Genomic DNA, 13,245 nt, shown 5'->3' on the forward strand with positions numbered 1-13,245 from the left:
TGGAGTTAAAGTGTTTGCAAAATCAAAGCCCGCTGAAGGCAGGCTACGTGCGGCAGCAAGTTTTTCCGTACTATTCCTTATCGCCGCGATGCTCTCTTTCAGTGCCACGCTTTCTCAGGCACCTGCGGCCCATGCCGACGCCTGCACGCCCCCTGTTGCCAGCGCCGTCGCCTGTGAAAATTCACTGCCCGGCACGCCTTCCTCGGACTGGGAAGTCACCGGATCCGGCGACTCATCCATCCAGGGGTTCGGAACCGCAATGAGCGTCAACCTGGGCGAATCCATCAGCTTCAAGATCAAGACAACAGCCAGCGCCTACCGCATCGATATTCTTCGGTTTGGCTACTACCAGGGAAACGGGGCCCGGAAGATAGCCGCAAGTATTCCACTGACGGCAAAGCTGCCCCAGACCCAGCCCGCTTGCCTGACCCAGCCCGGCACGGGCCTCGTTGACTGCGGAAACTGGGGCGTTTCCGCGTCCTGGTCAGTGCCGGCATCCGCTGTCTCGGGCGTGTACTTTGCCCATCTCATCCGGAACGATACGGGCGGGGACAGCATGATTCCGTTCGTGGTCCGCAATGACGCCAGCAGGAGTGGCATTGTGGTGCAGACCTCCGACACGACATGGCAGGCCTACAACACCTACGGCGGCAACAGCCTTTACCAATGCACCGTGGCATGCCCCACCGGGAATCCGCAGGCCTACAAGTCAGCGTTCAAGGTGTCCTATAACCGGCCGTTTCTTTCCACCGGCGACCAAGGCCACAGCTGGCTGATGGACACGGAGTACCCGATGATCCGGTTCCTTGAGGCGAATGGTTATGACGTCAGCTACATGAGCGGCCTGGATACGGCAACGCGCGGTACCCTGCTGCTCAACCACAAGATGTTCGTGTCCTCCGGACACGACGAATACTGGAGTGGAACACAACGAACCAATGTGGAGGCCGCCCGGAATGCAGGAGTCAACCTGGCGTTCTTCAGCGGCAACGAAGCGTTCTGGCGCACGCGTTGGGAGGCCTCGATTGATGGCAGCCAGACTGCCGGCCGGACAGTGGTGTCCTACAAAGATACCCACTACAACACGCCGGTAGACCCCGTGGAATGGACGGGGACCTGGCGTGACCCGCGTTTTGGCACGGCGTCCGGCGGCGGAAACCCGGAGAACTCCTTGACCGGCCAGTTCTTCCTGGTCAATTCCGGCTCGGCGGATATCAAAGTTCCTGCCCAGTACGCCAACATGCGGCTATGGCGTAACACCGCAGCTGCCAAACTGACCGGAACACAGTCACTCACCCTCGGAGCCGGCTTGGACACGCTGGGCTACGAGTGGGACATCGACGCCGACAACGGATTTCGGCCCGCCGGCGCCTTCAAACTGTCGTCAACTACCGTTTCCGTGCCCGAGGCGTTCACCGACTATGGCAGCACCACTGCCGCATCCACGCAAACGCACAATCTGATCATGTACCGCGCTCCCAGCGGCGCGCTTGTTTTTGGCGCGGGTACAGTGCAGTGGGCCTACGGACTGGACAATTTCACCATTCCCAACAGCACTCCCGACAAGAACATGCAGCAGGCCACCGTCAACCTGTTTGCCGATATGGGCGTGCAACCGACCACGTTGTTGACGGGACTGGTGGCTGCGTCAAAGACCACCGACACAACCAGCCCAGTATCGACCATCACCCCGGGACTGAACGGCCAGACCCTGGCCGACGGCTCCAGCGTCACTGTGTCAGGAACGGCGTCGGATGTCGGCGGGGTTGTCGCCGGCGTCGAAGTCTCCACTGACGGTGGAACTACGTGGCGCCCGGCGACGGGCACCACCAACTGGTCGTACACCTGGACAGCCCACGGCAGTCCGGCCGTAGCCGTGAAGACCCGCGCAACGGACGATTCAGGCAATATCGAGGTACCGGGGTCCGGGGCTTCTGTCAATGTTTCGTGCCCTTGCTCGATCTTCGGGTCCAGTATGGTCCCAGCTACACCTGATTCCGGTGATGGCGGAAGTGTAGAAGTTGGGATGAAGTTCACCGCCCAGGCCGCGGGAACCGTCACCGGCGTCTCCTTTTATAAGTCAAGCCTGAACAAGGGAACGCACGTTGGTAGCTTGTGGACGTCGAGTGGAACCCGGCTGGCCACGGCAACCTTCACCGGCGAGACGGCAACCGGCTGGCAAACTGTCAACTTCGCCAATCCCGTGGCTATTACGGCAAACACCATCTACGTGGTTTCCTACTTCGCTCCGCAAGGACACTATGCGCAGGCTGCCGGATTCATGTATCCAAACCCCTCGCCCATGCCTGCCGGGCACTCATCCCTGGACAGCGGAGTGCTGCACGGGCTGAGAAACACTCCCAGCTCGGGCAACGGGGTCTACACTTACGGCGCAAGCAGCGTGTTCCCGCAGTCCTCGTACAACGCTGAAAACTACTGGGTCGATGTCAAGTTCGTTCCGTCGGCATCAGTGGCGCCGTCAGTTTCTTCAACCGATCCTGCCAATGCAGCCACCAACGTCGCAATCACCAAAGCGCCGTCGGCCACCTTTAACCAGGCCGTCACGGCCGGCAGCGTCACCTTTACGCTCAAGAAGCCGGACAACTCGTCAGTAGCGGGTGTCGCTGCCTACAGCTCGGGCACCGTAACCTTCACGCCTTCTGCCGCCTTGGCCTACAGCACCACATACACCGCCACCGTGAGCGGTGCCACCAATGCGGCAGGACAAACAATGGCCAGCCCCTACAGCTGGACGTTCACCACCGGGGCGCCACCTCCCGCCCCGGCCGTCAGCAGTACGTCGCCGGCAAACCAAGCCACTGGAGTGCCCATCTCCGCGACGCCGTCGGCCACCTTTAACCAGGCCGTCACGGCCGGCAGCATCACCTTTACGCTCAAGAAGCCGGACAACTCGTCAGTAGCGGGTGTCGCTGCCTACAGCTCGGGCACCGTAACCTTCACGCCTTCTGCCGCCTTGGCCTACAGCACCACATACACCGCCACCGTGAGCGGTGCCACCAATTCGGCAGGACAAACAATGGCCAGCCCCTACAGCTGGACGTTCACCACCGGGGCGCCACCTCCCGCCCCGGCCGTCAGCAGTACGTCGCCGGCAAACCAAGCCACTGGAGTGCCCATCTCCGCGACGCCGTCCGCCACCTTTAACCAGGCAGTGGCGCCCACCTCGGTGGTCTTCAATGTGCTGGATCCGTCACTGAACTCGGTACCGGGGACAACCAGCTACAGCTCCGCAACCAACACCTCCACTTTCGCGCCCAGCAGCCCGCTGACGTACAACACCACCTACACGGCAACAGTCAGCGGCGCCGCAAGCAGTTCGGGCCAAGCGATGGCAAGCCCATACTCTTGGACGTTTACCACCGCAACCGCCCCTGTTCCACCCGCAGTGGCGTCCACGCTGCCGGCAGACAAGGCGGCGGCGATTGGCGTGAACACGTCACCAAGCGCCACATTCAACCAAGTGGTTGCCGCCAGCAGCATTACTTTCACCCTCCAGGCCGGGACCACCAGGATCACGGGCAGCAGCAGCTACTCAGGCAACACCGTGACGTTCGCGCCGGGCTCCGCCTTGGCCTACAACACCACCTACACAGCCACCGTCAGCGGGGCGACGAACGCGGCGGGCCAGGTGATGACCGCACCGTACACGTGGACCTTCACCACAGTGGCCCAACCCACGCCTACTTGCCCATGCAGCGTCTTTGCCTCAAGTGCACTGCCCGGAACGATTGACCAGCCAGACGGATCTTCGGTTGAACTCGGCATGAAATTCCGGTCCGACATTGCCGGGAACGTCACCGGCGTCCGCTTCTACAAGAGTTCCCAAAACACCGGGACGCATACCGGAAAGCTCTGGACAAGTGGAGGCCAGTTGCTGGCAAGCGTGACCTTTACCGGAGAGTCGGGGTCCGGCTGGCAGCAGGCAAACTTCTCCACCCCTGTGGCAATCCAGTCGAACACGACGTACATCGTCTCTTACTACGCACCCAACGGCCACTACTCGGCGGATGGAGCGTTCTTCACGAACGGCGTGGATAACTATCCGCTTCACGGCCTTGCCAGCGGGGTGGACGGACTCAACGGCGTGTACCGCTACGGCACCTCCGCGTTCCCTTCCAGCAGCTACAACAACGCCAACTACTGGGTCGATGTGGTGCTGAACGGGTCCTCTTCGGTCAGCGTGCCGACGGTTTCATCCACCTCCCCGACCTCTGGTGCCACGAATATCGCCGCCAACACTTCGGTGAAGGCGACATATGACAGGGCAGTTGACCCAAGCACCGTGGCCTTCAACGTCAAGGACGCTGGGAACACCAACGTGCCCGGCTCCCTCAGTTACGACACGTTAACCAACACCTCTATGTTCACCCCCGCCGCCGCACTGGCCTACAGCACAACGTTCACGGCCACGGTATCCGGGGCCACGGGAAGCAACGGACAGGCAATGGCATCGCCCTACACCTGGTCGTTCACCACGGCCCCGCAGCCAACGACCGGCTGCCCCTGCAGCGTCTTCGCACCCACGGCGGTTCCATCAACCGTCACCGCCCAGGACAACTCATCCGTGGAACTGGGCATGAAGTTCTCGTCGGATACCAACGCCACCGTGACGGCCGTCCGGTTCTACAAGGGACCGCAGAACACGGGTACGCATGTAGGCAAACTCTGGACCTCAGGTGGCCAACTGCTGGAATCGGTAACGTTCACCAACGAGGGCGCTTCGGGATGGCAGCGGGCAACGTTCGCGACGCCGATTCCCATCAGCGCCAACACGGTCTATGTGGTTTCCTACCTGGCGCCCAATGGCTATTACTCCGCAGATGGTGCATTCTTCGCGGGGAAGTCGGCGGACAGTGGCATCCTCCATGGCTTGGCGGATGGTACCAGCGGTCCCAATGGCATCTATGCCTACGGCGCAGGAGGGTTCCCCGGCAACACGTGGAATGCCACCAACTACTGGGTGGATGTGGAAGTCACCATCCCCTAGCAGGCGAGGACTAGAGGCAGGGTTGTTTTGAGGGCCCGCGGCGCACTCCGGCGTTGCGGGCCCGCCCGCGCCAGGGATAGACGAAGAGGATCGTTGCGACCAACCTTCGCCAGATGTTCTCCACGATGCCGGAAGATATGGCCTTTAGCCCAGACCGCAGGTGTTTCCACCGTCGAGGCGGTAGATGTGCACCGCTTCGGCGTCGCTGAAGGTGTCTGCAAAGGTGTGGTTTGCCACTGCTACTGAGCGGTTTTCGTCCAGCACCTCTGCCTGATTTGGCCTGCCGCAGGCTACAGAGAAGGTCACCCTTTGGGAACCGGGACGCGTAGATGCCGCAAAGACATAAAAGTGGCCCATACTGGCTTTCACGGAGTAATCGATGTCCTCACTGCTCGCGGTAACGAGTCCGGTTATCGAATCTGAATTAAGCACCGGAGCCAGTTTGGTGATGAGGTGATTTACCGCCGTCACTGTAGGACGAATGCCGGTTCCACATTCATCCCGCAGCACATGTTGGGACTGGCATTGGCCACCGAAGTTGTGGTTGAAATAGACGATTCCCCTGGCACCGTGGATGAGGCTGCTCCACACCGCCGACCGAAGCTGGGCGGGACTGATGGTGAGCGAATCACTTTCGGAAAACGGGTGGCCCACTTCAACAAATGCCCATACCGGCTTCGAACCGGCGGGCTGGACAAGGGACCGTACCCGGTCAACCGTCCAGCCGTAGTGTGCGCCGGTACGGCATTCCGCGTCGCTGAGGTCGCGCCCGTCGGCGAAGACGGCCCCGCCCTCCACGTGGCTGCAAATGTAGGGATCCGTGAACCAGTAGTTATCCGCGGAGACGACATCCTGGTAGCCGTTGACAAATTGGGCGGCCTGCGGATTCTTCAGCTGGAACGTGACGCCCTTGCCGTAATTGGAATAGAGGAGGGCCTGGGGCGGGAATAGTTTCACCAGGGTTTCCTGGATGGTGTAGCCGCATTCGGAGCCGGCGGGATCACAGATGACGCCTTCGCCTTGTGACCTGCCGGTCCACGTCGAGTGCCCCCCGCCCGCCCACATGTCCACTTCATCGGAGACCAGGAATCCGGAAGCATCTGGAACCACCGTGGAGGGGAGGGCATGAAGGCCGCTGTTTCGCACAAGCTCCACATTCGAGTCCTCCGTGAGTTGTATGTAGGTGTTCAGGCCGGCATCCCGGTCCACCGCGACATCCGATTCCTGCAGTACGCTTTCAAACCAAACCCCAATAGGAAAGAAATTTTGGTCAGCCGGCAAGGTTGGCGAGAACTTCCCGTAAAAGCCCGGTCCGCCGTCCACGCCCAGGACGCTGATTCCCTTGGGAAGGGGATCTTGAGCTATTCCTGAGGCCGCCGTAAAGGCGCTCGACGACATGCATGACGCTCCTAAGAGACAAGTCAATGCAATTGTGGTTTTTTTGAGAAATTTTGTGGGATTGCGCATGTCCTGAGCGGTTAGTCCGGGTGCAGTGAACCGGTTTTTCATGGCATTTCCTGTCGTAAAATCATGGGACAAATGGCATACTGGATAAAAGGAAATTATGCGGCGACAAATAATGAATTTTGAAGCTACGCTATCACCCTGAACATTGCGTGTATAAGGTATTTCAACCCCGGCAGGAAGATTGGGGGGTCATGGGAAAACATCTGCCAGCTCCATTCGTGCTGGGCCCGGAAGTCCGGCTGGACGCCCCCCTGCGTCTTGAAGACGTGGACCAAAATCCACCACTGCTCCTGCGGGTGACGGCGTTGGCCTGTTTTGTTTTTCCCTCCAATTTGGTGTTGGAACCGCTGGGTGCCGCCGGCTATGTGGCACACATACTCGCGTTGCTTGTTTTCGCGCTGTGGGTAACGTCCGTGATGCTGGGCCTGCACAAGACCATCGACCGGGAGCATCCAGGCCGGTTCGTGCTGATCTTCCTCTTTGCGATGTCCTGTGCCTCTTACGCCGCGATGTATGGCGGTATCAGCGGGGAAACCACGGATGCAATGCGGGCGAGTGCGGACCGCTGGATGTTACTGATGGTCGCCTCGTCCGGTCTTATGCTGGTGACGACTGAGACGACGCGGACGGTTGACGCCGCGATGGTGCTGGTCCGTGCGCTCTTGCGCGGTGCAGTGTTCTGCAGCATCGTGGCGGCGTTCCAGTTCACCGTGCACGTGGATCCCATGGAGTGGTTCCAAGGGGTACTGCCCGGCTTTAAGGACAACGGCGGAAATCAGCCTTTCCAGGAACGGGGAAGCTTCCTCCGGGTTGCCGGCAGCACGTTCCATCCCATCGAGCTGGGGGTCCTGGCTTCCATGCTCCTTCCACTGTCCCTGTGGCGGGCGCTGTATGACAGGGCGGGCCGCAAATGGATGCACTGGGCAGGGACCGGATTCATCGTGTTCGCCATCGCCGCGACGGTCTCCCGCTCCGCGGTCTTGGGGGTCCTCACCGTGGCCTTGGTCTTCTTGCCCTTCCTGCCGTCCAGGTCCAGACAGTGGACAGTCCTGGGGTTCGCAGGGGCTGCCACGCTCATGTTCCTGGCGGTGCCCGGGTTCGTTGCAACGCTGTTTGGATCAGTAACAGCGGGAACGGCAGACCCTTCCATCACGGCAAGGCTCGAGGATTATCCCAGGGTTGAAGCCATGGTGTCCGCCCGGCCCTGGCTTGGAATAGGCCCGGGGGCGTACCTGACGCGGAACGCCATCGAGGTACTGGACAACCAGTACCTGAAAACGATCGTCGAAATGGGCGTACCGGGATTCGTGGCACTCCTTCTGTACATGGTCGTTCCGGGGATCGCGGCCTGGCTGGCGGCGTTTAACGCCAAGGAAGAACGCCTCAAGACACTCGCTGCAGCAGTAGCGGCCGCCTGCCTGGCGGCCGCCCCGGCGTCAGCCGCTTTTGACTCCCTGGGCTTCCCTGTGCTGGCACTCGTATACCCGATTTGCGTCGGGCTCTCCGGGACGGTCTGGTTGCTCGTCGCCAGAGAACGGCGCGCTCTTGGCCCGACTACCAAGGAACAAGGCCCCCGCCTTGCAGAATCTGAAAGGCTCCCATGACTCCCGTCTCGGTTCTCAAAATCCTGTGGCGCCACAAGGTCTCGATGATTACCGTCTTGGTGCTCACCCTTGTAGCGGCCGCCTACGTCTTTTTCTACGCGCCCCGAAGCTACATGGCTTCCACTGTCTACGTCCTGGTGACGCCACGGGTGCCCACCGTGGAGGAAATGCGCACCGACCCCGCACTCGCCACCGCAAACTCGGACAACCCGTACCTGCGCTCGGCGGACAGCTCACTGATCACGCAGGTGATGGCGACGAAATTGAGTTCGACCGACGTCGTTGACTCGCTCAAGGCCACCGGGCTGTCACCGGATTACACAGTGACCCTTCCGGCCACCACTGGTGCGGGCCAACTCGTCCGGATGGAGGCCACGGGATCCAGCCCGCAGTCGGCCATAACAACCGTGGAAGCCTTGGGCCAGCGTCTCGTTACCACATTGCGGGATGCACAGAAAGTTAACGGGGCCGATGACCGCTACCTGTTCACAGCCCTTCAGATCGACCCGCCCAGTAAAGCAACAGAACAGTTCTCCAGCCGCCTCCGTTCGATGATTGTGGTGCTGATTGGCGGGGTTATCCTCCTGTTCGGCGCTGTCTCGATTGCCAGGATGCTGGAAGCTTCGCGGGCTGCCAGAAAGATCGCCACAGCCAGGCCCAAGCCCGCTTCCCGGCGCAGGCGCTCCGAGGACCGCGACGCCGCTCCGGCCGGCTCCGGCCAGGATCACGAAAGGGAACCAGATATCAGCACCCCTGTGACGCCGCGGCTGGTAGAGGACCGGAAACCCAGGAAATACGTGGCCGCAACGGTGCATGATTCACCCTTCCTGATGGCTCAGCACGAGCTACAGGACCTTTCCTTTGAGGAACGAGGCTCTGATGTCCCCGTCAAACGTTGACCGGAAGCAGCGGATTCCGGTCTCGGTTGTCTGCGTCTTCAATAACCCCGCAGTACTCCAGGAGTGCCTTACGGCTTCCGTTGAGGCAGGCCTTCCCGAGGCGACGGACCTCGAATACCTGCCCGTGGATAATACGGAACGGCAGTTTTCCTCCGCCGGCGCCGCTTTGAACCATGGTGCGGCGTTGGCACGCAACGATGTGGTGGTTTTTGTCCACCAGGACGTATTCCTCCACTCCATCCCCGCGCTGGAGAAGGTCGCCGCTGCCCTCACGGAAGATCTGTCACTGGGCATGGTCGGGGCAACCGGAATGACCGGAGACGGCCGCCTCCTGGGGCTGATCCGCGACCGGATCGTTTTATCCGGTCGCCAGGAACCCGGCCTTGTTGATGTGGACAGCCTGGATGAAGTCCTGTTCATGGTCCGGCGGGACCAAATCCGCAGGCAGCCGCTCAGCCAGGAACCGGACCTGTCATGGCACGCCTACGCTGTTGAGTACGGAGCCCGCCTCCGGTCAACCGGCAAGCGGGTGGTTGTGGCCAATATTCCCCTGACCCATAACAGCCTCACCGTTAATCTGGACCGGCTGGCTGAGGCACATCAGTGGATAGCCGAAGCGTATCCCGATCAGCTGCCCATCGTGACTACGTGCGGTACGGTGCAGCACCGCGCGGGAGTACCCTCCATCCTTGCCGGCTTGGTGAATGCGCAGAAGTGGCGATATCGGTGGCTCCGGGAATCCATCTCCGCCCATAAGCTCCGCAGCCGATCCCCATTGCGGCCAGTGACGGTCCTTGGCGACCTTCGCCGGGACATCGATGACATTTGTACCGCCGCCGGTGTCAGCACTGCAACCGTGATAAATACGCTTCCCGGCAGTGCCGGAGGGCATGAACTGGACAACCCTTTGGAGCTGAGCCGACGCGGAGTCCGGTTCACCTTCCTGGCAGTGTCTGACGGGACCCTAGCTGCCCTGGTGGCCGCCCAGGCGCCGGATTCCACAGTTGCTGTTACCAATATCAGCTTTGATATGGCCGGTGAAGTGGCTGGCACCTTGGCGGGACGAAGGGTCATGCTGGGATTTCACGAAAATACGGGACCGTGGCTGCTCACCGGGCCAGCTGTCGATGCCGCGGAGGCCCACTACCGCACCCCCCGGTCGATACCTCTGGCTATGAAGGTTGGATAAGGCGCCGGCGTGCGTCCGACACCCACGCTCGGCTAGGCTCCGGAACCAACTGTGAGAGGCCCATATGGGGTGACCTCCGCCAGGCCGCCCACTGTTTGATGCGTTGTGACGTCCCAAGGAAGGGCATGATGTCAGCCCACGCCGCGTCCAGGCCGGCAAAGCCGGTTTCCTGCTGTACCAAATTCACCAACCGGTCAAGAGGTCCGTCTCCCCAGGGGGTCGGACTTGGTGCGACCCCTGCAGTTCGCGCCAGGGCGGCTTCGTTGTAGACCAATTCCGCCGTCTCCCGCCAGGCTGAGGGGCTGTGGCCCTCGACGATTGCCTTGCGAGTGGCCGCCCCCCTAGCCGCCCTGGTGCAACCGGAATCAGCCAGTTCAGTCAGGGCGGAGACGAACCCAGCCGGCGTCGACGGCGCGAGAAGAAGGTCTTCCAGCCCCGGCGAATCGGAGCCAAGGACTCCACATTCAATGGGATGGCCCCTGAACGTCACCAGCGGCAGGCCATGTGCTCCGGCCTCCAGCATTGATGTCAGCGAAGCGAACGGAAATGAGTCCACGTAAGCATCGGCGATGGACAGAAGCGTTGTGATGTTGGCGAGCCTCCCGACAGCCCGGATCCTTCCGCCGGTGGCAGCAGCCGCGTCGGCCCACGCTCCGGTGGGTGAGGGCCCCGCGACGAGGAGGCGCGCAGCGGGTCGCCGGAGCAGGAAGGACCGGAACAAGTCGATAAGCGAGTCCGGACCAACGGGGTCGTACTTGCTGCCTGCTGCGGCGGACACCACCACGAAGTCCTTCTCCGCGACACCCCAGCAGGTCCGTGCATCCGCCGGCTTCGGCAATTCCTCAGTTGACCGTGCGGACGCGAGTTCGAGCGGCCGATTGGCCACCAGGCAGCGTTCGGCATTCACTCCCCGGCGGTGGACGGTCAGGTCGCGTCCGCTCGCACGCAGGCACAACACGATGGCCGCCGCGGATGTGCCCTGCCAAAAGACGTGGTCGGCATGGTTAACGTAGACGGCGGGAGGCGCACCCGGTACGCCCAGCGCAAGGGAAGGGACGACGTCGTGCGGATGGGCATGCACAATAACGACGTCGGCCCGAGCAATGATCCGCCGCAATGCTGCCGCCCTCTTAATGAGCCCACCGGGCCGGCGGTCCAGGAGGAGCAGGTCCCGCGGACTGGCAAGGCAGGCCGCGATCTTGGCCGGACATTCGGTGCTGCCCTGGCGGGTGACCACAAGTTGATGGCGCGAGCCCGGATCCTGGCGGATCCAGTGGGCAATGCTCTGAGTATGGCCGCCGGTTCCGTACAGTTGCGTGGCAACGTGGACAACAAGCCGCTTGGCCGCCTTCCCCGGCAGCGCGGATGGGGGCTGCGCAATCGAGAAGCGGAGCTTGCCCAGGACTTCTTCCAGCCCCTGGTGGCCGAAGTATCCGGTGTGGTCGGTCCAGGCGAAGCGGGCGGCGAGCTGTGCCTGCACCGCCGCCCGCTCCCACAACCCGGCTGCCGCCAGCAGGCCCGCCGTCCCCACCAGGCCTTCAAAGGTTTCCCGGTTACTGCTGATGGTCTGCAAGGCCACCGCTCCTTCCCAGTTTCTTCAAGATGGCAACGTCTGCGCGCTTGAACCACAGCAGGCCCGCTGTGACGAAGGCGGCAGCCGTTGCGGAGAGCAGTAGCGCGAATGGAACAGCCAGTTCCATTTGGCCGAACAGGGCAGGAGCGGCAAACAGCAGTGCCGAGGCGCAAGCAGGCAGCACCAACTGACGGAGCAGGCGGAGCGGCCTGACACCGACGGCCCGCAGCCGCCAGAGATACAGGGGCAGGACCAGCGCGGCGACGACGACGAATTGGGCCATGGCAACGCCGGCGATACCGGCGGTGGCGCCGAGGAACAGGGCCGGTATCAAGGCCATCAGCCAACACACCTGGATGGACATGATGGAGCCCGTCATGCCGGCGACGACGAGATAGTCGTAGATCAACTCGAAGAGGATACGGAGTCCCGCCACCATGGCAAGCCAAAAGAGGGCAGCGCTTGCACCTGCCCAGACGTCTCCGTACACAATCCGAACGATGGTTTCGGACTCTGCCGCCAGGAACGCGATGGCGGGGAAGACAACGCAGGCCAGCACGCCGATCAGGGCCATGACTGTCGACCGCATTTTTTCGGGGTCATGCTGCAACCGGGCCAGCACCACGGGAGCGACACTTCGCAGCGGCTGGGAAAACATGGTTACCGGCCAGCTCGACAAGTTGAAGGCAAGGACGTACATACCCAACATGACCGAACCAAGCATGCTGCCAGTAACCAATTGGTCCAGGTAGCCGACGCAAAACACGATGATGCTGGTCCCTGCCAGTGGCAGTCCGAACCGCAGCAGCGGCTTCAGGACCCGCCGATCCAAACCCATGCGCACGGGCAGGGGAGACTTGAGGACGAAAAGTAGTCCGCCGGCCAGAGTGCCTGCCAGCCGGCCCAGAGCCAGGCTCATCGCGCCCATGCCAATCAACACCAGGCAGATTGAGACGATGGCTCCCACCCAGACATTCACCTGGTCGATGAACATCTTCGTTTTCTGGTCAAATGCCCGTTGCATCAGGGCGGCCGGAGTGGCGACGACGCCGCTCACCAGGACACAGCACACCATGACGCGGACCACGTCTGTCGCACCGGGGTCGCCCATGCGGTCCGCAAACCAGGGGGCTACGGCAAGGCCGGCCCCGCAGAGCACTGCGCTGGAAAGGATCGAGATGGTGGTCACGGTCGGTGCGATCCGTTTGGGATCCTCAGGCCACCTCACGATGGCGAGGCTGACGCCCAGTTCGTTGATGGTCAGGACGGCGAGCAAAGCCACCATGGCGACCGCAAAACTGCCGTACGAGTCAGGACCCAGCAAGCGGGCCAGCACAATTCCAATCCCCAGCGTGCCGAATCGGGCAACCGCAGTGTTCAGCACGCTCCAGGCCAATGCGGAGGTGGCACCGGACGTGTTCTGCTGGGCGCCGGGCTGCAGCCCGGCCTCCTGGACAGACGCCAGGCCCAGACGCTTCATCGACTGCCCCGCACGGACGTCCTCA

Annotated in this window: 7 protein-coding genes; 4 read left to right on the forward strand and 3 right to left on the reverse strand. The window is 62.0% G+C overall.

The genetic code is table 11. The annotated features are described in order from the left end of the window. The first annotated feature begins 10 nt into the window (after positions 1-10). Positions 11-5,008, forward strand: a complete 4,998-nt coding sequence (locus tag QRN11_RS01375) for a DUF4082 domain-containing protein (protein ID WP_285249566.1) — start codon at positions 11-13, stop codon at positions 5,006-5,008. Positions 5,009-5,152: 144 nt separating this feature from the next. Here the strand turns inward: QRN11_RS01375 and QRN11_RS01380 are convergent, their stop codons facing one another. Beyond that, complete coding sequence (locus QRN11_RS01380) at positions 5,153-6,406, reverse strand: hypothetical protein (RefSeq protein ID WP_285249567.1); 1,254 nt, start codon at positions 6,404-6,406, stop codon at positions 5,153-5,155. A gap of 260 nt (positions 6,407-6,666) precedes the next feature. On the opposite strand from QRN11_RS01380, the gene QRN11_RS01385 reads away from it, so the two are divergent. The 3 genes from QRN11_RS01385 to QRN11_RS01395 are packed head-to-tail and all read left to right on the forward strand — an operon-like array spanning position 6,667 to position 10,167. Next, the gene (locus QRN11_RS01385; protein WP_285249568.1) at positions 6,667-8,079 is read left to right on the forward strand and encodes an O-antigen ligase family protein; all 1,413 of its coding nucleotides are present in this window, start codon (positions 6,667-6,669) and stop codon (positions 8,077-8,079) included. Beyond that, positions 8,076-8,978 carry a YveK family protein gene (locus tag QRN11_RS01390; protein WP_285249569.1) on the forward strand — a complete coding sequence of 301 codons (903 nt, stop codon included), beginning with the start codon at positions 8,076-8,078 and terminating at the stop codon, positions 8,976-8,978. Before QRN11_RS01385 ends, QRN11_RS01390 begins: the two co-directional genes overlap by 4 nt. Continuing rightward, complete coding sequence (locus QRN11_RS01395; protein WP_285249570.1) at positions 8,959-10,167, forward strand: glycosyltransferase; 1,209 nt, start codon at positions 8,959-8,961, stop codon at positions 10,165-10,167. Before QRN11_RS01390 ends, QRN11_RS01395 begins: the two co-directional genes overlap by 20 nt. Here the strand turns inward: QRN11_RS01395 and QRN11_RS01400 are convergent. Together QRN11_RS01400 and QRN11_RS01405 are read right to left on the reverse strand one after the other, a co-directional pair. Further along, a complete protein-coding gene (locus QRN11_RS01400) occupies positions 10,151-11,740 on the reverse strand; it encodes a glycosyltransferase (protein WP_285249571.1) in 1,590 nt (529 codons plus the stop codon). The two genes, QRN11_RS01395 and QRN11_RS01400, sit on opposite strands and share 17 nt — an antisense overlap. Then, the gene (locus QRN11_RS01405; protein ID WP_285249572.1) at positions 11,721-13,220 is read right to left on the reverse strand and encodes a lipopolysaccharide biosynthesis protein; all 1,500 of its coding nucleotides are present in this window, start codon (positions 13,218-13,220) and stop codon (positions 11,721-11,723) included. The genes QRN11_RS01400 and QRN11_RS01405 overlap by 20 nt, the downstream gene beginning before the upstream one ends. Positions 13,221-13,245 lie beyond the last annotated feature (25 nt).

The sequence above is a fragment of the Pseudarthrobacter sp. fls2-241-R2A-168 genome, from assembly GCF_030209335.1.
Lineage (GTDB): Bacteria > Actinomycetota > Actinomycetes > Actinomycetales > Micrococcaceae > Arthrobacter.